A 21,392-nucleotide genomic window follows, 5' to 3' on the forward strand; every position below is an offset into this window, starting at 1 on the left:
ATTCTTTCTTTATGCGAGCCACTTTAAAATCACTTTCGTGAAATCGGCTTGAACGGCCGGCTTACTGACGTAATCGTCCATTCCCGCTTCGATACATTTCTCCCGTTCTCCGGTAACGATTCCCGCGGTAAGCGCGATGATCGGAACTCTTCTTCCCATTTCCAAACCCCGAATCGCCTTGGTAGCCTCGTATCCGTTTAAGTCCGGCATTTGGATGTCCATAAAAACGAGATCGGGAATCCAGCGCAGATTTTGTTCGATAGCTTCCAGTCCGTTTTTCGCTTCTATAATCTTGGCGGAAGGGAGAATTCTCGCAACGATGCTTTTGGTAAGAAGCATATTGACCGGATTGTCTTCCGCGATCAGGATCTTCGCGAGTTTTTGAAGGGAGGGGGCTTGTTCTCCTTTTTCGTTCGGCTTTGCAGTTACGTTCGGTTTCTGAAGAATTTGACTTCTTCCCAGCAAATCGTAAAGCTGCCGAATATAAATCGGCTTGGTGATGACCTCCTGAATTCCGTTTTTTTGCGACGCTTCGATCGTGTCGGAATCGTCGGATGCGCTGCTCAATAGGACGATCGGCTGTTCTTCGGGCGAAATTTTTAATTTTTCGCGGACGATCTGCGCCGTTTCTAATCCGTCCATAAACGGCATGTGATAGTCCATTAGAATCATATCATATCGTTTTCCGGTCGATAATCTTTCTATTACTTCGGTTCCGGATTTCACGCATTCGCAGGGTATATTCCGTAATTGTAACATACCTTCGAGAATTTTTCTGTTGTTGTCGTTGTCGTCCACGACGAGCAGATTTCGGATGGATTCGGTTTTGGGCCACTCTTCCGTCTGATCCGCGATTACTTCCGCGTTAAGATCGAAATAGAAAGTGCTTCCTTTTCCTAATTCGCTTTCAAGATATAGTTTGCTTCCCATCATCGAGAGAAGCTGACTGGAAATCGTAAGTCCGAGGCCAGTTCCGCCGAATCTTCTCGTAGTCGAGGCGTCTTCCTGGGAGAACGCGTCGAAGATACGCTTTCGATTTTCGGGAGCGATTCCGATTCCGGTATCCCGCACCGAGAACCGAAGAATGACGAGATTTTCGGACCTTCGTTCCATCGTTTCTATTTTGAATTCTATCTCGCCTTCTTCCGTGAATTTTACCGCATTCCCGATCAGATTTACGATGATCTGTTTCAAACGAACGCTGTCCGCACTGACGAGCTTCGGTACTGAAGGAGAAATGTTGACCAGAACTTCCAGATCCTTTTTATGCGCCTGGAATTTGATCATGTTGATGATTTGGCTTCCGAGTTCGAGAATGTCGGTGGGCACGTAGACGAGCTCGAGTTTTCCGGCTTCAATTTTAGAAAAATCTAATATGTCGTTGATGATCTCGAGCAGTGAGTTCGCGGATTGGAAAACCGTGCTCATATATTGATGTTGGGTCGAATCCAAAGGAGTTCTCAGCAGAAGATCCGAAAAACCTATGATTCCGTTGAGAGGGGTTCTGATCTCGTGGCTCATGTTCGCCAAAAATTCCGACTTGGCGACGTTGGCGCGTTCCGCGATCGCTTTGGATCGTTTTAATTCTTCTCTTTGAAGACAACTTTCCGTGATGTCCTGAGTGAACATCATAATTCCGCCCACGGCCCCGTCGAGTTGATACCAAGGCCGTACTTCCCAACGCAGATATTGATCGTGTTCCCAGCCCGACGGTCTCCATACGTCCTCTTCGTTTTTCAGGATTTCACCTTTTAAACACCGCTGGTGAATCTCCTTCCATTCTTCGGATATGTTCGGAAACACTTCGTAGTGCGATAATCCTATGATCGATTTTCCCCGGAGATGATATTCGGCTAACCACCGTTCGCTGACGGCGATGTATTTGATTTCCGTGTCGAACATGGCCACCGCGGCCGGCGCGTGCTCCACGAACGCGAGAAGTCTGGATCGTTCCTTGAAAAGCTCTATCTCCATTTTCTTGCGTTGATCGATGTCGTATAACGCGCCGTAGATTCGTTTACAGACTCCGTTTTCAAATTCCGCGCTTGCGACGGATCGAACCCAAAGTTCGTTGCCCTTTGCGGTAACGATTTGCATTTCGATATCGTACGGAGTTCCGTCGTGAATGAGTCGATTGAGCGCCTCGGTGACCTTGTTACGGCTTTCTCCCTCCTTTATGAATTGAAGACCGGTTTGAATCGAAGGGACGTAGTCCGGTTCGACCTCGTGCATTTCTTTTGTCACCATCGACCAAGTTCCGAATCCGGTCGTCAAGTCCGCGTCCCAGGCTCCGATCCGTACGAGTTTGCTCGTTTGTTCGAGAAGCGCCTTTGCTTGGATCAACTCGCTTTCGAAATTTTTACTTTCCGTAATATCATGGGTGATCACCATCACCGAATAATCGGGTAGATCAACGGGAAGCGCCGTTACCTTAGTCCAGATGATCGAACCGTCTTCTTTGATGATCCCGACGGTATCTTTTACGATTTTTCCTTCCTGTTTTGCCCGCTGACTCGGCAGGTCTTTGGTTGCAACGGGGCGTCCGTCCGAGTTTACATACGTTCTATTTTTATGGAGACCGCTCTTCAGATCTTCTTTGCTGAGATCGAGAATCTTTTCGAGCATCGGATTGATTTTGACGATCTTGTCGTTTCTGTCGATCAAAGTCACGCCGACCGGAAGCGCTTCGAATAACGTGTTCAATTCAATGTCGCTCTTTCGAAGTAGTTCGGTGGTCTCTTTAATGGGTGTTATATCGTTTACGATTACGTAAAAACCGTTGCGGATTCCGTTTTGTACGTTCGGTATATAGTGCGCGAGAGTATCCTTGTACGATTTCCCGTCGGGCATAATGATCTTTCTTTCAAAGCTCTGTTCTTCGCCGCGCAATGCGCCTTCGATGTACGGAATATTTTCCGAATATAGTTTTTCCCCGAGAAGTTCCTTTAACGTTTTTCCGAGTAAGTCTTTGGGTTTGATTCCGAACCAATGATAATATTCTTCGTTCGCAAACCGATTGATCAGATCCTTATCCCAGTATGCGATCAAAGAGGGAAGATTATTGAGAATTTCGTTGAGCAGTGTTTCCAACGGACCAGAGGCCGAACCGTTTTCGCGGGCGTTTCGATCGGCGGATTCGATTCCGCCTAAAATACGAATCGGAATTCCGTCCGCATTAAGAATGAGTCTTATATGGGAATTGAAATCCCTGATCCCGCCTTTTGAGTCGAAAGAAAGAACGGCATCTTCTTCCGCGGTTCCGCCTTTTACCGACTTCTCCGCGAACGTTCGGAATTTTCGGACGGTTGCGTCCGGAATCAAGGTCGGGTTGTTCTTCCATTTTTCGATATCGGATTGATGAAAACCCATCGTGGAAAGAAATTTCGGATTGTACCAAACTTCTCCCGGAGATTCCAAATTGAAAATCCAAAGTCCTTCGATCGCGCGGTTTTGCATGAATCGAAAGACGTCGAGATCCGCACGGATCCATTCGTAAAGTTCTTGTTCCAAAAGGGATGACATAAGCGTCGAATTCAAGATGTTCTTATTTAGAATGAAGGACTCAATAAATTGATAAAAAAATTCCAAGTCAAATTAAAATTCAAAATGTCCTGAAATCGCGTTTCACGACCGGAACGAATGACCGGTAAAATTTCATGGGAAACCGCGCGAACCGTTTCTTTTGGCCCTTTTGCAATTTTTATGTCAAAATAAAGGAGGTTCGCTCCGGTAAAACAAGGAAGAATTCCGTCTTACAATCAGGGTTTTCGATTCTTAGGATTGTGTGAAAGCGAAGTCGGACGGGAATTCGGAATAATATCCGCGAACAGAAACGAAGAATATTCAAAAAATCGAATCTACTTTTTCGAGACCGGAGCCTAACCGATCGACGCGGCCGAACTCGAGGGGATGCGAAGCGAAAACGGTCCGGAAAAAAATAATTTTTATTTCAAATCAGGCTTTGCAATCCCGATGCCGGAAGATCAAATGGGAGCCCGATTTCAACGAAAAGAATGCGTTTTAAAATACCCAACTTTTTAAAGATTCCGGTTGTTTCGGATGCCGAGAAAGACTTCTCCGTACGTTTGCTCTACGGAATCATGCTGGCTTGTTTGACGATCGCTTTGGGTTATCGGGTCTTGCATCCGATTTTAGCGGAAAAACCGAAGGCCGTATATATCGCTCCGTTTTTGATCAGCGTGGCTGTCGTGATCTGTCACATGATCGCGAAAAGCGGAAGAATTCTTTTGGCGTCTCACGTTCTGGTCGGGATCGAATGGATCGCGGCGTTTTCCCTGATGCTTCGGGAAGGCGCGACACAAACCGTCGCCTTCCCCTTTTGTCTGATTTTAATCCTGAGCTCGGCCTTGCTTTTGGGAATGCGGGCCGCGTATGTTTATACGTTTTTGTCCATTGTCTTCAGCGTTGCGATCACGTATCTCGTGCAAAACGGAACCGTCAAACCTCCCGAGTCGCCGGGCGGTCCTTGGTCCGCGATCCTCGGGGAAATTTCCGCCTTTCTGCTCGTAGCGATTCTGATGCGATATACTTTGGACGGATTTAGAAAGATAAAATCCGAATCGTCCGAAATTCAACGTTATGCGAAATTGGGAGGCTGGAGTTTGGATACGAAAACTCTCGAACTCACACTTACGAAAGAATATCAATTTCTTTTGGGATACGAAGAGGCGAAAGAATCCAAGTCGATGCCTCTATCGGCGTATATGAATACGTACGTTGCAACCGAAGAGGATAAGACGAGGATTCTCACTGCGCTTTCCGAAAGTTTAAAGAAAAAGGACGAGCCCGATTTTTCGGTCGAACTGACGTATCAAATTCGAAGAAGAGAAGGGGAGAATCGTTTTCTTTCCGTTCAGGGAAAATTTCGCGATTCCATAGTCGCATTCGGAACGGCGCAGGACATCACCGAAAAACATCTCGCGGAAGAAGCGCTCCGGCCCACGCAGGAAATCTATTCGAAAGTGTTTACTCTGAGTCCGATCGCTACTTCCATTTCCACCGCGGACGACGGCAAATATCTCGAAGTCAACGACAGCTTCTTAAAACTTTTCGGTTATACGAGAGAGGAAGTGATCGGTAAGACGAGTGTGGACTTGAAAATTTGGCCCGATCCGATCCTAAGAAAACAATATTTGGAAAAGATGATCCGGCAGGGAATCGTAGTCGACGAGGAAGTAATACTTCAAGGGAAGAATGGTAAGGTCGTTCACACTGAATGTTACAGCGCGTTTGCGGAGATCAACGGAAAACTCTGCGCGATCAATCTCGTAAAAGATCTTTCGGAAAAGAAGGAAGCGGAATCTCTTCGAAGATTGAACCGGGAAATTTCCGATCAAAACGAGCTGATCGAAAAACAAAAACAGGAACTCGAGGGAATTCTCCGGGACTTAAAAAAAACGCAGAACCAATTGATCATCTCGGAGAAGATGGCCGCCTTAGGACAGTTAGTCGCCGGGATCGCGCACGAGATCAACAATCCGATCGGAGTCATCAAGGCGGCAAACGACTCGATCCAGAATTACTTCGAACGTTCCACGGATCGAATGACCCGTGTTTCGGGAATTCTCCGCGACTTAAACAAATCGGTGTTAGACGAACTTTATCTTTTTCTGAAAAAGGGAAAAGAGGATCGGGAGATCGTTTCGCCGAAAGAGGCGCGGGTAAGAATCAAGGAATTGGAAATCAAACTCAAAACGAAAGGATTCGAAAATCCGCATTCTTCGGCTCAGGATTTGGTGGAATCCGGATTGGAGAATTCTCCCGACGAATTTCCGAATCTGTTTTCGGACAAGAACGCGCAAACCCTCCTGCACTTTGCAATCGAGGAAATCCAAGCGGCCCAAAGTTCCAAGCTGATCGACATGTCCGTGAATCGGACTTCCAAGGTCGTTTACGCGCTCCGAAAGTTCACGCACTGGAGTGGTGAGGGAGTCAAAACCCCGGTCGTTCTAGCGGAAAGCATAGAAACGGTTCTTACGATCTATCAGAATCAACTCAAAGTGGGAGTGGAGATACATAGGGAATACGAGAACGTTCCGCCTATTCAAGGTTATGCGGACGATCTGATTCACGTCTGGACGAATCTGGTTTATAACGCGGCTCAAGCGATGTCCTTTAAGGGAAGTTTGACGATCGGAATCGCGCTCAAAGGAGATAACGACGTGGAAATCTCCGTAACGGATACGGGCCCGGGAATTCCGGTCTTGGTTCAGGAAAGAATTTTCGAGCCGTTCTTTACGACCAAGGCTCCCGGAGAAGGATCGGGACTCGGTTTGGACATCGCAAGACGGATCATCGAAACCCACGGAGGAACGATCCGCTTCGAGACTTCTTCCTCGGGAACCACGTTTTTTGTCCGTTTGCCGATTACTTAACCAAAGTCTTATCGCCTTGAAACATTCGATTCTTGTCGCGAACGATCGCGAGAATGTCGTCGATCGCAAACAAATCCCTCGTGCCTCGTTTCATTTCGAAAGGCGCCTCGTACAACAAACCCAAAAATTCGACCGGATTCTGTTTCGTAAAAACGATATCTTCCTGTCTGATCTTTCGGATCACGTTGAGCCGAATCTTTTTCCAACCTTCAAAGCTGAGATGAGTAATTAGAATTTTCTTAACTTCTAAAGTAGAATCGCGCAGAAGAATATAAAGAGAAGCTCCCGAACCGGAAGAGTAGATATGAAATTGAAATTCCTGAACGAATCCTTTCGTCTTCCAGGATTGTTCCCAAAGAATTTCGAAGGACTGATTCTTTTCAGCGGGAACTTCCAAGAGAAGACTTCGGGAAGAGTTTCTTTCGGGACTCAGCAAAAGAGAAGAAGTTCGTATGTCCGGAAAATATTCCGCGGGAAGACGGGTCTTCAGATTCTTGGAACTCCATTCCTTCGTTTCAAAATCTTCCACCACAACTTGTTTCCAAATTTCCGCCGAAGATTTTTCTTCCGCATGCAAGGGAACGGACAATCGGATCAAAAGAAGTGCCGCGACTAACAAGTGATTTTGTTTCCGGGTCCAAGGAACGCGAGAGAAGGATTTTTTTTTCATAGAATCGGTTGACACGCTCCTTCCAAAGGTTTCCACTATCCGAATATCGTCAAAAAACTAATTTATCCAATCACAGGAGTGCAAAATGAAGGGTTCTTCTCTCGTAAGACTCGCAATCGCTTTTTTAATGTCCATGTCCGTGGCGCTCATTGCCCAGGAAGATCTGGACGAAGGCTCAGCGCCTCAAGCAAATACACAAGGACAATCCGGAAGCTCAGCGCCTCCGACTACAACCGCTAAGAACTCCGGTGGAACGTCTCAAGGAGACGAAGTAAAGAACGCAGATCTTTATGTGAACTCCAAAAGCTCTTTTGAAATTTCCGCAAAAGACGATTCCAGCACGGTGGATTATATCGAATACAAAATCGGCGAAGCCGACTATGCAAAATATACTTCTCCGATCACCATTCTTAAAGAAGGCGTAAACCGTCTTACTTACAGAGCGGTCGATAAAGCGGGAAACAAAGAACCGGCTAAGGCTCTCGTAGTCGTTGTGGACAACACCGCTCCGACCGTGAAGATCGCTCCAAGCGAAATTCTTTACAATCTCGAAGGATACAACTTCGGATCCAAAAACGTAACCTATACCATTACCGCAACCGACGCTCTTTCCGGAGTGAAGGAAGTAAAATACTCCATCAACGGCGGAGATTTGAGACCATACGACAATCAGCCGATCAAATTGGAAAAAGCGGGTGTGAACCTGATTAAGTATTCCGCGGTGGACAACTCGGGAAACTCTTCTTCCGAGGCGATTCTCGTTGTGACTCTGGACGATGTAAAACCCGAAGTGGAAATCCAAGGAAACACTCCTCTGGTAATCATCGACGGAAAAACGTATTCCAGAAAAGGAAACTCTTTCACGATCAAAGCGTTGGACGGACAATCCGGAATCAAAAGAATTCTGATCAAAGTGGATAACGCGCCTGACTTCGTTCCTTACGCGGAACCGATCACGATCGACGCTCAAGGCGAACACACGATCGAAGCGAAAGCGATCGATAACGTAGGAAACGAAAGCGAAACGAAACGAGTCAGCTTTGCGGTGGACGTAAATCCTCCGACAACTCAAATTCGTAAGGTGGAAGCCGGATCCAACGGAAGTAAACCAGCAGAGTCTGCGGCTCCCGCACCGGCTCCAGCGCCCGCTCCTACAAAACCATCCACTCCTAAAAAGTAAGAATTTCAAATTTACTGAATTGAAAAAAGCCCGGATTTTCCGGGCTTTTTTATTCTCTCGCGACGAGTTGCGGAACTGCGACAAGTATGAATCGATTTTTCATCTTGGATTTTTTTCTTCCCGTTTGCTGCGAGTTCTGTGGAAGATACGATTTCTTTTCCTCAAAGATCGGAATCTGCAAATCTTGTCACCGCGAACAGGCAACGCATCCGATCGATCGACAAAGTTTATGCAAAATTTGTAAAGAACCTTCGGCAAACGGAGAATGCGCCTTCTGTTTTTCGAGGAACGTGTTCTTTGAGGAATTGAAATTTCTGCACAGCCGAACTCCCTTTTTGGCAAAGGCGATCAATTCGATCAAATTGAGGTCCGCCTATCTTCTTTCCGTTTATCTCTGTGTCGGATTAAAAAAAGAACTGAGATCTTGGAAAAACGTAAACTTTACGGGACTTGTCGCAATGCCTTCCACAAAGACGAAATGGTATTCCCCGAACAAAAAGAGAAGTTTCGAATCCTGCGACTTTGCGATCGGAAGAATCGGGAAAATTCTTTCCATCCCTCGAATCGTGCCGATCGAAAAGATCAGTTTGGAAAAACAAGCCGGCAAAAGTTTTGCCGATCGTTTTATTCACGCAAGGCTTGCATTTCGAATCAAAGAAGAGTATAAGGGTAAGTTGAACGGAGACTATCTCGTGATCGACGACGTCTTTACGACGGGTGCGTCCGCAAATGAAATCGCGAGAATTCTGATCTCCAACGGAGCCTGTTCCGTTCGAATTTTGACTTTGATCCGAACGGAAGGAAAGGAACGGCTTTTGAAAAAAGACGTTACAAATGTTTAGCAGTTTATAGTCTGACCGAAACCGTATGGAGCCGCGCAAAATCATTCATGTGGATATGGATGCGTTTTATGCTTCCGTAGAACAAAGGGATTTCCCGGAATACAAGGGAAAACCTTTGATCGTAGGCGGACCTCCCACGAGCAGATCCGTCGTCGCCGCCGCATCGTACGAGGCGAGAAAGTTCGGAGTTCGGTCTGCGATGCCCAGTTCCCGAGCGGCGCAACTCGCACCTCAAGCCATTTTCGTATTTCCGCGTTTTGAAGTGTATAAGGAGGTTTCGAGGCAGATCCGCGAAATCTTTTTGGAATACACGGATCGTGTGGAGATGCTTTCTCTCGACGAAGGATATCTGGACGTTACATTCAATAAAAAGAATATACCGTTTGCGGTGACGATCGCAAAGGAAATCCGAGCCGAAATTTTTAAACGTACCAACCTGACCGCCTCAGCCGGAGTCGGAAATTCCAAGTTCATCGCAAAACTCGCTTCCGAAAAAAACAAACCGAACGGTCTTATGGTCGTTCGTCCAGAAGAAGTGATTTCGTTTATCGATCCTCTTCCGGTTGCGAGTTTTCACGGAGTCGGGAAAGTCACGGCTCAAAAGATGGAAGAACTCGGAATCCGCACGGGGAAAGATCTGCGTGACAGAAACATAGACGAACTTATCCGTCACTTCGGAAAGATGGGAATCTACTATTATAAGATTTCCAGAGGAGAAGACGATCGTGAAGTCCAGTCCTCCCGCGAAAGAAAATCTCTCGGAGCCGAAAATACGTTCGAGCAGGATCGAATCGATAAGGAGGATTTGCTCTATCAATTGAAACAAGTCGCCGTCGAGGTGGAGCGAAGATTGAAAAAAAGGGATTTTTCCGGAAGGACTTTGACCTTAAAGATCAAATTCCACGATTTCAGTTTAAAGACAAGATCCAAAACCTTGCCCGAGACGATCTATACGACGGAGGAACTTTTTTCCGTAGCATCGGAACTTTTCGAGGAATTTTTCGAAACCAAGGACGGAAGACAAACCGCGATTAAGGCGATTCGACTTTTGGGAATCAGCCTTTCTCATCCGAGCGCAGCCGAAGACGAACCGAGTTTATTTCCGGAATTATAATATTCTAAATTTAGAATGATCCGTTTTTGACCGACCGAAAATCGTTTCGATTGCCTGCATTTACGGTCGGAATATTAAAAACGCTCTGATCGTATCGATCAGAGCTTGAATCCGAAGTTGATCGCGAAGGCCGGTTCGCTGAATCGATACGAACGCGCGGACGCGATCAATTCCGTTTGTCTGTATTGGACATTCGCATTCAAAAAATAAGAATCGGATTCCCATTGGAATCCGGTTCCCGCAAACAAAACCGTTTGTAGAACGGAGCCGGAATAGATTCCGCTCTGATAACTTTTTCCGATTCCGAATCCGGTTTGTACGAACCAAAACAACGAATCGGAAATCGGAACGTAGTATTTTGCGCTCGGCAAAAGGGAAAGGGTTTCGATTCGAAACGGACTACCTGCCTGCCGATTCCGTTTGAAATCGCCGAAATGCGGATCGGTCCAAACTCCGAAATTTGCAAGTCCCGCAAGATTTTGATATTCCGGCAAAGAATTGAGATTGGCGCTCGAAAGAATGCCGAGAAACGGAGATAGGCTTCGATCCGGAAAGGAAAACGAGCTTTGTTCCAAACCGAGAGAAAAACCGAGATTTCTGGTTTTGCGATATTCTCCGGAAACGGAAATCGTTCGGACTTCGACCGTATATTTTTTCTCTAAGTAGGGATCGATATTTACGACTGTGGTGAAAAAATCCAAGACATTGTAACCTCGGCTGACGTCGGGTTTATCCGCGACATTCGCTCTCCATTCGGAAAATCCGATGGAAAAGTAGAACTTTTTAATATTCTTAAGTTCTTCCTTCGGCGGTTCGGATTTTTTGACTTCGGCAATGAGAATTTTTTCGACCGCCGTTAAATCGATTTTTTCCGTTTTACCGGTTTCTTCTTCCACTAAGACGTGATCTTCGCGTAGGGAAGTTTTCACGTTTTCTAGCGTTCTTCCGTCCTTTAAAAGAATCGTGTCGGCTTCGATTTTTCCCGCATGTAGTAAGAAATAAAGACAACAAAGGCCCGGAAAAAGAGCCGTAATTTTTCCGATGGAATTCTTAAACCGCATTTGCTCCGAATCGTTCAAAACGAGATCGACTCAACTTCTTTGGATGAGACCGTTTTTTTTCTGCCTTCGATTTCGACGACGTATTTGTCACCGTATTGAGTTACGCTTCCTTTGAGTTCCGTCCCGTCCTTGAGTCGAATCGTTTTGTTTCCTAAACGCACGGGTTGTGCTGGTTCTTCTTTTTTGGTTTCGGATAGGCGTTCGGTCGACTCTGGAAATTTAGAAATCGAGAATGTTTCCGGTTTCTTTTCGATTTTCGGAGGAAGTTCGATATCGGCGGACTTTGAATTTTCCGATCGCTCCGAAAAACGTTCCAAATTTTGAATGTGTTCCTTGCTTAGGACGGTCGGTTTCTTGCCGGATAAATCGGTTTCGATTTTCTTTTGGATTTTTTCCAGAAGAAGAGAAGTTTTCCGCGGATCCATATTCGTTTTTTCTAAAATGGAAAGCGAGTCTTCGGAAGAATCGTTCGTAAACGAGAGCGAATCGGTTTCCAGCGATGCGTTCGAGATTCTCGTTTGAAACACGTCTTTAAATACTTCTTCGAGCGGTAGTTTCAATTTCGGATCGTTTTTGATCATCGTTGCTTCCGATTCGCGTATGGACGTTTCCAAACCCGCATTAAGCACGAAAGGAAGCAGATATCGAACTCCCGAACGGATTTCCGCAGCCCCGTCCCAAACATCGATCTTGAATCCTCCTTCTTCCTTTTGAATCCACACCTTGGTTCCGGTCAATCGGATCGAGGTTCCGTCGATGTAGAGAGTCGTCTTTCCTTGCGGATCGGAAATGACTTCGTTTAACAAAAGATTTCCTTTTTGCAGAAAGAGGGAAAGTTTATATCCTTCCGTTTTACTTTCTTCGATCGATTTTGCCAGATTTAAAACTCGAATCTTCGAGTTCGGAAAGATTCTGAAATGGACGCTTCCTGCCGCTCCGTCGATCTTTACATCGCAAAAGGAGTTTGGATCGGTTTGAATCCAATCCGAAAGAAGTTTTTCCCGAGCGCAGTTCCCCGAGACTTCCATCGGAATCCCTTCCGTAGATTGTGTCGTTTTTGTTCTGAAAATCAAAGTCAGAGAGACCACTAGAAAGACCAACGCCGCGGCGGCTAAAAACGGATTTCTATAGTTTGCTTGAAGGAGTCTTGTTTTACCGGATTGTTTCGCGTTTTCGAAAAGAAGTTTTTCGAGTTCGAGTTTGTGTTCTTTCAAACCGGCTTGTGTTCGAATGTAGTTTTCGTATCTTCGTTTGAGTTCCGGATCGAGATCGATGATTTCGTTTAATTTCCGATTCTCCTCTTGTGTCGTTTCGCCGAAGAGAAATAAAGACATCAGTTCTTCGAATTCTTCGTGTAGATCTTTTCTTTCCATAATTACAAAGCCACTTTTCTTCTTTCTAATTCTTCTCTGAGCAGATCCAACGCTTTTAACAGTTTTCTGCTGACGGTCCTCGTTGAAATGTTTAACGCCTGTGATGTTTTCTCCAAAGTGTAGTTGTTGATTTCTTTTAACAAAATAATGCTTTTTTCGGGTTCGGGAAGAGAAGAGATTACCTCTCTCAATTCTTCCTCTACGATTTTCGCCTCGACGTTTTTGATAAAGTCGTCTTCCACTCGAAAGGTCTCGATCGGTCCGTCTCCCTGTAATAACAGATCTTTCTTCCGATTTTTTCTATACGTAAAGTAAGTATTTTTTGCGATCGCAGCCGCCCAAGTATAAAAGCTTCCTCTTTCGGGAGTGAAATTAGGAAATGCTTTGTAAAGATTCAAAAAAACTTCCTGAGCGATGTCTTCCACTTCTTCCGGATCCGAAGCGAGAAATCGAATCACCTTATAGATGGAATCTTTGTAGTTTCGATAAAACAGGGAAAAATCGTGATCTTGACTTAACTTCATTTTAACCCGTTGGATACAAATAGGAAACACAGCTCCGATCGGAAGTCGACCGAGGATAATTTCATTTTTTGCATGATGGAAATAGAATACGATTTAGATCGAGGCATAAATTTTTCGGAATCCTCTACTTTATCTTTTGAGAAGAAGAAATTCTTTCCTGTGGCATTTTGATATTGCAAAAGAAAATATTTTATAATTTGCATATTGAACATGACATTGATTTTCATTGAGAATTTAAAATAAGAACACAGAAAGGGGCGTAACGCTCCTTTCTGTGTTCTGCTTGCGGGAAAGATCGGATCCTTTCCGGATTTCATAGGTTCCGAAATGTTCGGACTTCTTTCACTTCGTCTGACTTAGGATCGTCGGTAAGCGAAAGATCAGGTTTTTTCTCGCGGTGTTTGTCAGGTTATCCGATCCGCTCGTTGCGTTCGGTCTGTCCGCCGCGTCCGATTGCGGAGAAAATACGTTGTCTCCGGCTGCGGAGTCCCAGAAGAGGACTTTATCTACGGAGACGTTGAACAGAAGGCTTCCGCTCGTTCCTTTCGAAGCGTCAAGGTCGACTACAAGAATGTAAGGATCGTTTGTCCCCAAGGAGGCCGCGGATGCAGGAGTTCTAAATTTCAGTTTTTTCGACTTATCCGTAGTCGCGACACTACCGATCGGTGCGTTTAGGAAGTCGTTCGGTCTTGTAAATTGTTCCTGTGACCCGATCCCGTTGATAAAAGAACCGCTTCCAGAATCTACGAATCCTTCGAGAAAATTACAGCCCATACGCGGCGTTCTTTTTTCCTCGACGGTTGCGAGATCCTGGAATATAAAACTTGGACTCGTCATGTAAGACGCGTAACAGTCTTTCGTAAAGATCGGAGAAACGACATCGCCTCTTTCCGCATTTCCCCAAACGACGCCGGAAGCGCCGGGACTTCCCGCAGGCGGTGTGATTCCTTCGATTTTCGGGTTATTCAATACTAGATCCACATATCGATAGGAATTTTCGGTGACGTCGGCGGATTTAAAATAATATGTAAACGCTCTTGCTACGACGCCGACTCGATCATAGTCTCCTCTTTCACTCTCAGGAATTTGTCGAATTGGAATTGAGATCGGATTTGCTTTTTCGATCTGAGTAATTCCCGCAGGAAAAAATCCAGGACAAGGACCGACGTTCGGCATCATGAGATTGAGTATTCCAAGCATTCCCGCGATGTCAAAGGAAACAAAATTAGCATTTTCTAATGTCTCTTTTCCTCTTTCGGGACCGCCTTTCGCGACGGATTTATAGGCTACGATTTTGCAGACTTGAATTCCCACTGCTTCGGGGGTTAAAAACTTATCATTGAATCCATCACCGGCCCCGTCTCCGTACGTTTGCGGATCTTCCCCGCCCAAATCCGTTAGAAATCCGGAACCTACTCCGATCGAGTTCGGAAGAGTTAAAAAATGGGAAGAATCTTGAGTTCTTGCCGCGAGCAAACCGTTTGTATTGGAAAAATTAAATGTCGCCGTTCCGTTCGGTCCGTTTAAAACCGAAGCGGCCAACAACAGCTCCAAGGTATCGTCCTTTTTATCCTTCTTGCAACTCGTGATCGTGAACAACAATGCGGTTACAAAAGCCGTAACCTGTATCATTCTTCCGTTATGTTTCTTTTTATTTTGTTTCATCGTGTAAAACCTCCAATGAAATCACGAAAGAAATATAGAGAGGTTCCAAGACGACTGAGACAGGATTTGAGAAAAAGCTTTCTTCGGTTTTGGTAACAATGTGAAAGTGATGTTTGCGTACAGTTCAAGTTATAACTGTATAAACTTAAAAAGAGAAGCTTTTTTGAAAAAAGTCGGAACTCCGGATGTTGAGCGGCGGCTTACCGGTCGCGACGATAGATTGGAAGCTCGTCCACTGTGAAGAAAATTGAAAAATGTGGGAACTACCACAAATTGTTCTAAAACGGTAGAATCAGCCGTAACAAGGTCCGCGTTGTGGGAACTACCACGAATCCGGTCTAAAAATACAATCGAACCGCGGAAATGTTGCCCGAATTTATTTCCACTTTTCTAATATACGTAGAATATCGTTTCCGAATTTTTCAACCTTGGCGGAACCCATTCCTTTGATGAGGGAAAGTTCTTCCGTCGTTTCGGGCATGGCTTTTGCGATCTGAACGATGACCGGATTTTGAAGCACCATAAACTTCTTCCACTTTCTGCGCCTTGCTTCTCGATCCCGATAATTCTTTAATTCCTGGATTACGTTTTTTGCGGGAAGGGATTTTTTTTCGGCGTCGGTTTGTTCGTTCGGATCCTTTTTTTTGCGCGGAGTTCTAACGATTACGGTCGATGCGAGAATGAGTTTCGGATATTTATCTCCGACGATTCTGACTTTTTTTTCCGCGATCCATTCGTCGAGAGTCTTTAAGATCGCTTCTTCCGGAACGGATCGCAGCGATCCGTATTGGGATAAACGATCCAATTTCTTTCTGAGAATTTCGTTCGATCTCGAGCCGCGCAGAACTCCCGCGATCATTCGTTTGCCGAATTTGCCGGGGATTTGTTCGAGAACTTCCTCGATCGTATTCAATTCTTCGTCCGAAAAATCGTATCGTTCCTTTTCTTCCCTTTTTTGTTTTTTATCCTCTTCGCGTTTTAGGAATCGTTCTCTTCCGTTTTCCGCAGAAGAATTCGGAGTTTCCTTTTCCAAACAGATGTCGCAGGTTTCGCAAGCGGAAATTTCCTCTCCGAAATACGAACAAAGAATCTGCTGACGGCACTTGCCGGAAATTGCATATTCTTTCACGAAAGAAAGAAGAGTTTCTCCACCCTTACGGTTGCTTTCCTTTCCGATGATAAAACTCTGCGTCACGAGATCGGACGGGTGATAAAAGAGGATACAATCCGAGGACTTTCCGTCCCGTCCCGCTCGTCCCGCTTCCTGATAATAACTTTCCAAAGACGCGGGAGATTGATAGTGGACCACAAGGCGGACATCGGGACTGTCGAGTCCCATTCCGAACGCGTTCGTTGCGACGAGCACGTTCGTCTTCCCCGCGCTGTAACCGTCCTGCGTTTTTTCCCTGCTGGAATCCGTTCTTCCCGCGTGATACTTTCCGACTTTGAATCCGTTCTTCTTTAGAAATTCGTAAACCGATTCCACCTTTTGTCTTGTCGCGCAGTAGATGATCGCTCTTCCGCTCGCGGTTTTTTGAAAGTTCCCTTGGATGAGAAGTTTGAGAAGTTCGCTTTCTCTCGAGGTTTCGTTTTGCGGAAATCGGATCGAGAAGTTGAGATTTTCGCGATAAAAACTTCCTTTGATCAGATTCGGTTCTTTTAAACCGAGAGAATCCGATATGTCTTTGACGACTCGGGACGTCGCTGTGGCGGTTAACGCGATGATTGGAATCTTTTTCGGAAATTTATTTCTCAGTTCGTAGAGTTTGCGGTATTCCGGCCGGAAGTCGTGCCCCCATTGGGAAACGCAATGCGCTTCGTCGACCGCGATTCTTCCCAAAGGAAGTTTGGGAAGAATTTCGAATACTTGTCTGCTCAGCGCTTTTTCGGGGGAAAGATAAAGGATGCGGATTTTACCCGTGGCGGCGCGGCTCAAAATTCTCAATTGTTCGAGATCGTCCTGCGTCGAGTTGCAGTATTCGGCGGCGATCCCTTTCGCTTTGAGGGAATCGACTTGATCCTTCATCAACGCGATCAACGGAGAAATGACGAGCGTTAAAGTCGATTCGTCTAGAACCGCGGGCAATTGATAGATCAGCGATTTTCCTCCTCCGGTGGGAAGAATGACCAACGTATCGTTCCCGACTAGAACGGATTCGATCGCTTCTCTTTGACCTTTGCGGAAACGGGGCAGCCCCCATACTTCCTTCAAAGAAGATTCTAAATTTTGAATGTGATTGTTTTCCGGCGAATTCATCGAATTAAGTTACCGCGAACTCATGTCATTTGCGAACCTTCCGATAGAGGAACCGAGCGGGATGCAAAAATTCCAGTAGGGACGATTCGACGGGAGCGGGTTCTCCCAGTATCAAGGATGCGAGAATCTCCGCACCCAAAAAAGAACTTAAAATTCCTCGGGAGCCCAATCCTCCGAAAACATAGAGGCCGGGGATCGGTTGTAAACGAGGATATTTTTTGGATCGGTTGCGGGGAAGTTCGATTTCCTTGTAGATTGTCGCAAAGGTTCTCGGATCAAAGACCGGTCCCAATACGGGAAAACGGTCCGGTGTTTGCGCGCGGAATCCGACCCGCTCGGAAAGAACGGAGCCTTGATCCCAGTGTAAACTCGGATATTTGTTCCGAAGATATTCGAGCAATTGTTCCGTGTCTTTGGGGCGCGGATTCCGGTCTAGATCGAATTCGTCAAAGGTGGAACCCAAGACGTGTTCTCCGTGAATGGACGGCGTAAAGTAGTGTTCGGCGCAGAGAATGTGCTCCAATTCGGAGGAAGTTTTCGTTTCTTTCAAAACGAGAAGTTGTCCGCGGACTTTTTTGATCGGGAAGGGTTCTTTTCCGTCGAATAGGGGCGCGAGCAGTTCTCCGATCGAATGAGAATTACAGAATATTATAGAATCAGAATGTACTTCCCGGTCGGTATTTTGGAGTTTGAGTTTCCAGGAAGGACGTTCCGAATTGCCCGGCGATGTCGGAGTCGACCGAACGACCTCGGTCACAGCCGCTTGTATGAATTCGATTCCGGGTTGTTTTGCGCATTTTTTCGCGATCGCCGCGGGTTGGGTCCAGAATCCTTTCGGGAAAAAAATTCCTTCTCCAATCTCCTCGGTCAGCGGTGCGCTTCGGATTTTGGTCGGATCGTCCTTTTTGACGTTCGACTGATCTTGATGTTTCGAAATCCAGGATACGATCTCTTCTGAGAGGCGATGATTTGTTATGCCGTTTCGAAATCGTTCCGAATTCATTTCTTCCGTGACTCCGTGAAAGAGTCCACAAGGTTTGAATTCATTCTCGTTTGCAAACGAAGAAAGGAACTGAAGCGCGTATCGAAAGGCGCGTAACGTGAATGAGCTGACGGCTCCGGGAATTTTCGTAAGGTGCGGATGCGAGATCGCGCTGGGAATTCCCGATGCTTCGTTGGCGATTCCGGACGGATCGATCAAAGTCACTCTGATTCCGCGCTGGGATAAGGAATAGGCGAGAGCGGATCCCGCAATTCCCGCTCCGATGATCACGGCGGTTTCGATTTTCGTTTTCGGATAATTCCGAACGCACCAGGGTTTTTCCGAGGGGGTAAGCTCGGCCGTTTCGGAAAAGAAATTCTTTCGATCTTGACCGTCAATTTTTGATTCAAGTTCGTTCGGGGAAGACGTTTGACGGAACGTTTCCGATTCGTTCGGAGGTATATTATAATTTTCGAATGCGTCTTCCGTGATTTTTCCGGTCAACATTTCCCGTTTTCTCCCGAAGCCGGGACGTTTTTCCAAGGTGAAACCGGCGGCCGACAAGGAATCTCGAACGATTCTGGCGACCGTAAACGTGGAAACCGTGGTCCCGATTTTGCAGAAGTTTTTGAGATTTTGTAGAGTTTCGATTTGCCACATATCCGGGTTTTTGGAAGGAGCGAACCCGTCTAAAAATATCGCGTCCGCTTTGCCGGAAATTTCGCGTAACGCATCGGTAACGTCGCCCAGAAACAGGGTAAGATGGATTCTCCCGTTCAAAAAACGAAAGTAATTCATTCCGGGTATCAAGTCTCGATACGAATTCAGAAATTCGTCCGTGATTTCCTTCAATTCCGGAAAAACGGAAAGGGCCTTGGTGATCTCTTCCTTTTTAAGAGGAAATTTTTCGATCGATAAAAAATGGAGGCGGAACCGGTCCTTGTATTCGAGATATTCTTTCCAGGTCGTAAAAAAGTTCAGCCCAGTTCCGAACCCTAGCTCCAAGATGCTAAACGAATTTTGAATATTCGAATTCTTCCATCTTTCGGGAAGATCGTTTCCCTGAATGAAGACGTGTTCGGTTTCCTTCAGTCCGTTTTCCGGGGAAAAGTAAATGTCGTCGAACTCGGCAGATACGGGGGTTAAATTTTCTTTCCAGGAAAGCATTAAATTCTCGGAGGCAGAGGTTGTGTTTCTTTCGGAGGAACGGATTCTTTGGGGGGTTCTCTGTCTTTGCGGAGAAGATCGTCCATAGTCGGTCTGGATAACTGGATTTCTTTGCGGACTCCGATTCGAAGCGTGGACATGGTCAGATAAAGATCGTGATACCCTTCCGCATTGGAGGCGGGAATGGTTTGTGTGATCGGAGTTTTCCCGAAGTTTCCTATATGGAACGAGTCCCGATCGCTGTTCTCGATGTTCCCGATGGTCGAAGCTTCCAAATAAAGATAGACGTTATAAAAGATCGTATCCTCGAAAAACCGGCCGATATTGTATTCGTATAACAATTTGAACCCGGCGATGGCCCTGGTCTGATTTCTCGCCGTAGAAACTCTATAACCTTTTTCTAATATGTCGAAATCGTAAACGCTGTAACCCAGGTTGACGCCGATTCCGAAGTTCCAGTTTTGCGAAGCGATAAAACCGAGATAAAAGGTCGCATAGGCTTGGTAATCCATATAGAGATATTCCGCCTTTCTTCCGAAAGGATCGGGAAGCGGATACAATCCGAAAAATGTCTGTTCCAACAGATTGGAAGAAATTCTCCCGTCGTCCGGAAAGTTCAAAAGATCTCCTCGGAACGTTCTCGGGGATGTCACGGTAAAACCGTACGCGAAGTAATTGAAGACGGCTAAATAACCGGAATAGGGCGCGCCGGGAAGTCTTCTCGGGATGGAACCGATCGTGTAAAATGGAACCGATTTCGGAGGATCGTGATTTACGGGGCGGACGTCCCGTTCCGGAACCTTAAGTCCTCCGTTGGAACGAATCCATTCTTCCAAGGGATTGTATTTCGCGAAAAAATTCAATTGGGTGGAGTCCACGCCTCCGGTCAAAATGATCGATTCGAAAAAGGATTCTAAGGTTTTGCAGGATGAAAGACATCCGAGACAGAATCCTGCGAGCGATAGGAAAATCCATCGCTTGTATGTGATTCGTTTGCGTTTCGTCCGGAGAAAATCCATCGGTCAGGACATTCTTTTCCGATTCTTTCCGATTTCCAAGCCGTAATTGCCGAGGAGGTTCCTTGACCGAAGCGGCTTGCAAAAAAATTCTGGTAGCGAGCTCTTACATGATCGTTCCGACTTCTAAAATTCCGAAGCCAACCCCTGTTTCTTTGGCGCCGATGATGGATTGGACGGATCGTCATTTCCGATATTTCTTAAGACTGATTTCCAGACATACGTTTCTTTATACGGAGATGATTCACACTGGCGCGATCCTGCGGGGAGATCGGAATCGCTTTTTGTCGTACAGCGCGCAAGAACTTCCTCTTGCGGTTCAGTTGGGCGGTGACGACGCAAACTCACTCGCGGAATCTTCTAAAATTTGCGAAGATTACGGGTATTCCGAAATCAATCTGAACGTGGGTTGTCCGAGCGATCGGGTTCGGGAAGGAAACTTCGGTGCGTGTTTGATGGAAACACCCGAACGGGTCGCGGAACTCGTATCCGCGATGGACGCGGTTACTTCGATTCCGGTAACGGTGAAATGCAGAATCGGAATTCCCGGTAAAGAATCCTACGAGGATTTAGTTCGATTTATCGATTGTGTTCGCCAAGCGGGCGTCAGGCGATTTATCGTGCACGCAAGAATCGCGATCTTAGGCGGACTTTCACCGGCGCAAAACCGTCAAGTTCCTCCTCTGCGTTATGCGGACGTAGAAACCTTAAAGAAAGAATTCCCCGATCTTTTGATCGAGATCAACGGAGGAATCCGAACGCTATCCGAAATGAAGGAACGACTTCGGTGGAACGACGGCGTGATGATCGGCCGCGCGGCCTACGAAACTCCGTATCTATTTTCCGAAATCGATTCTCTGTTTTACGGAGACGACAAACCTTCCTTGAGCAGAAGGGAAGTCGTGGAACGCATGCAGGAATACATTGAAGAAGTGATTCTCAAAGAGAAGCAGGGCGGAAAACCGCATCACGCGCTTCGTCACATGCTCGGTTTGTTTCACGGAGAAAAAGGAGCGCGCAGTTTCCGAAGAATTCTTACGGAGAACATGTATTCGAATTATACGAGCGATCTTTTGTCGAAAGCGGTGAGCGAGATTCCGAACGACGCGCTTGATTTGATTCCTTCGATCTAAATTTCACTTTACA

Annotated in this window: 14 protein-coding genes; 5 read left to right on the forward strand and 9 right to left on the reverse strand. The window is 46.1% G+C overall.

Going from position 1 to position 21,392, the window contains the following annotated elements; translation table 11 throughout:
- Window positions 1–9: 9 nt before the first annotated feature.
- The gene (locus tag LFX25_RS03350) at window positions 10–3,522 is read right to left on the reverse strand and encodes a PAS domain-containing hybrid sensor histidine kinase/response regulator (protein ID WP_238728908.1); all 3,513 of its coding nucleotides are present in this window, start codon (window positions 3,520–3,522) and stop codon (window positions 10–12) included.
- A 521-nt stretch (window positions 3,523–4,043) separates the two neighbouring features.
- Here LFX25_RS03350 and LFX25_RS03355 point away from each other — a divergent pair.
- Complete coding sequence (locus LFX25_RS03355) at window positions 4,044–6,395, forward strand: PAS domain-containing sensor histidine kinase (protein WP_238731492.1); 2,352 nt, start codon at window positions 4,044–4,046, stop codon at window positions 6,393–6,395.
- Here LFX25_RS03355 and LFX25_RS03360 read toward each other — a convergent pair.
- Entirely contained in the window at window positions 6,388–7,065 is a 678-nt protein-coding gene (locus LFX25_RS03360; protein ID WP_238728909.1) for a flagellar filament outer layer protein FlaA, read from the reverse strand. The genes LFX25_RS03355 and LFX25_RS03360 overlap by 8 nt on opposite strands.
- An 85-nt stretch (window positions 7,066–7,150) precedes the next feature.
- Between LFX25_RS03360 and ompL47 the strand changes: the two genes are divergently transcribed.
- From ompL47 to dinB, 3 genes are all read left to right on the forward strand, one after another.
- Window positions 7,151–8,245, forward strand: a complete 1,095-nt coding sequence (ompL47, locus tag LFX25_RS03365) for a multi-beta-barrel domain surface protein OmpL47 (protein ID WP_238728910.1) — start codon at window positions 7,151–7,153, stop codon at window positions 8,243–8,245.
- 86 nt (window positions 8,246–8,331) lie between these two features.
- On the forward strand, window positions 8,332–9,087 hold the full coding sequence (locus tag LFX25_RS03370) for a ComF family protein (protein ID WP_238728911.1): 756 nt from the start codon (window positions 8,332–8,334) through the stop codon (window positions 9,085–9,087).
- A gap of 25 nt (window positions 9,088–9,112) precedes the next feature.
- Window positions 9,113–10,201 carry a DNA polymerase IV gene (dinB, locus tag LFX25_RS03375; RefSeq protein ID WP_238728912.1) on the forward strand — a complete coding sequence of 363 codons (1,089 nt, stop codon included), beginning with the start codon at window positions 9,113–9,115 and terminating at the stop codon, window positions 10,199–10,201.
- 98 nt (window positions 10,202–10,299) lie between these two features.
- Here dinB and LFX25_RS03380 read toward each other — a convergent pair whose 3' ends face one another.
- The 7 genes from LFX25_RS03380 to LFX25_RS03410 all read right to left on the reverse strand — a co-directional run bounded on the left by LFX25_RS03380 (window position 10,300) and on the right by LFX25_RS03410 (window position 20,249).
- Window positions 10,300–11,262: an LA_0442/LA_0875 N-terminal domain-containing protein gene (locus LFX25_RS03380; protein ID WP_238728913.1), complete on the reverse strand. Its 963-nt coding sequence runs from the start codon at window positions 11,260–11,262 to the stop codon at window positions 10,300–10,302.
- Window positions 11,263–11,276: 14 nt separating this feature from the next.
- On the reverse strand, window positions 11,277–12,635 hold the full coding sequence (locus LFX25_RS03385; RefSeq protein WP_238728914.1) for a FecR family protein: 1,359 nt from the start codon (window positions 12,633–12,635) through the stop codon (window positions 11,277–11,279).
- Between the two features lie 2 nt (window positions 12,636–12,637).
- The gene (locus LFX25_RS03390; RefSeq protein WP_238728915.1) at window positions 12,638–13,159 is read right to left on the reverse strand and encodes an RNA polymerase sigma factor; all 522 of its coding nucleotides are present in this window, start codon (window positions 13,157–13,159) and stop codon (window positions 12,638–12,640) included.
- A gap of 342 nt (window positions 13,160–13,501) precedes the next feature.
- The gene (srpA, locus tag LFX25_RS03395; protein ID WP_238728916.1) at window positions 13,502–14,824 is read right to left on the reverse strand and encodes a sigma factor sigX-regulated lipoprotein SrpA; all 1,323 of its coding nucleotides are present in this window, start codon (window positions 14,822–14,824) and stop codon (window positions 13,502–13,504) included.
- A gap of 376 nt (window positions 14,825–15,200) precedes the next feature.
- Entirely contained in the window at window positions 15,201–17,081 is a 1,881-nt protein-coding gene (locus LFX25_RS03400) for a RecQ family ATP-dependent DNA helicase (protein ID WP_238728917.1), read from the reverse strand.
- Window positions 17,082–17,106: 25 nt separating this feature from the next.
- Window positions 17,107–19,230, reverse strand: coding sequence for an FAD-dependent 5-carboxymethylaminomethyl-2-thiouridine(34) oxidoreductase MnmC (mnmC, locus tag LFX25_RS03405; RefSeq protein ID WP_238728918.1), 2,124 nt, complete (start codon window positions 19,228–19,230; stop codon window positions 17,107–17,109).
- On the reverse strand, window positions 19,230–20,249 hold the full coding sequence (locus LFX25_RS03410) for an LIC10647 family lipoprotein (protein WP_238728919.1): 1,020 nt from the start codon (window positions 20,247–20,249) through the stop codon (window positions 19,230–19,232). The genes mnmC and LFX25_RS03410 overlap by 1 nt, the downstream gene beginning before the upstream one ends.
- A gap of 107 nt (window positions 20,250–20,356) precedes the next feature.
- Between LFX25_RS03410 and dusA the strand changes: the two genes are divergently transcribed.
- On the forward strand, window positions 20,357–21,379 hold the full coding sequence (gene dusA, locus LFX25_RS03415; protein WP_238731493.1) for a tRNA dihydrouridine(20/20a) synthase DusA: 1,023 nt from the start codon (window positions 20,357–20,359) through the stop codon (window positions 21,377–21,379).
- Window positions 21,380–21,392 lie beyond the last annotated feature (13 nt).

The organism is Leptospira sanjuanensis (assembly GCF_022267325.1).
Classification (GTDB): Bacteria; Spirochaetota; Leptospiria; order Leptospirales; family Leptospiraceae; genus Leptospira; species Leptospira sanjuanensis.

Bases quoted from the DNA above. Each gene is read 5' to 3' on its own strand.
- LFX25_RS03350 (WP_238728908.1), bottom strand. From the start codon at position 3,522: ATGTCATCCCTTTTGGAACAAGAACTTTACGAATGGATCCGTGCGGAT.
- LFX25_RS03360 (WP_238728909.1), bottom strand. From the start codon at position 7,065: ATGAAAAAAAAATCCTTCTCTCGCGTTCCTTGGACCCGGAAACAAAAT.
- ompL47 (WP_238728910.1), top strand. From the start codon at position 7,151: ATGAAGGGTTCTTCTCTCGTAAGACTCGCAATCGCTTTTTTAATGTCC.
- LFX25_RS03370 (WP_238728911.1), top strand. From the start codon at position 8,332: ATGAATCGATTTTTCATCTTGGATTTTTTTCTTCCCGTTTGCTGCGAG.
- dinB (WP_238728912.1), top strand. From the start codon at position 9,113: ATGGAGCCGCGCAAAATCATTCATGTGGATATGGATGCGTTTTATGCT.
- LFX25_RS03380 (WP_238728913.1), bottom strand. From the start codon at position 11,262: ATGCGGTTTAAGAATTCCATCGGAAAAATTACGGCTCTTTTTCCGGGC.
- LFX25_RS03385 (WP_238728914.1), bottom strand. From the start codon at position 12,635: ATGGAAAGAAAAGATCTACACGAAGAATTCGAAGAACTGATGTCTTTA.
- LFX25_RS03390 (WP_238728915.1), bottom strand. From the start codon at position 13,159: ATGAAGTTAAGTCAAGATCACGATTTTTCCCTGTTTTATCGAAACTAC.
- srpA (WP_238728916.1), bottom strand. From the start codon at position 14,824: ATGAAACAAAATAAAAAGAAACATAACGGAAGAATGATACAGGTTACG.
- LFX25_RS03400 (WP_238728917.1), bottom strand. From the start codon at position 17,081: ATGAATTCGCCGGAAAACAATCACATTCAAAATTTAGAATCTTCTTTG.
- mnmC (WP_238728918.1), bottom strand. From the start codon at position 19,230: ATGCTTTCCTGGAAAGAAAATTTAACCCCCGTATCTGCCGAGTTCGAC.
- LFX25_RS03410 (WP_238728919.1), bottom strand. From the start codon at position 20,249: ATGGATTTTCTCCGGACGAAACGCAAACGAATCACATACAAGCGATGG.
- dusA (WP_238731493.1), top strand. From the start codon at position 20,357: ATGATCGTTCCGACTTCTAAAATTCCGAAGCCAACCCCTGTTTCTTTG.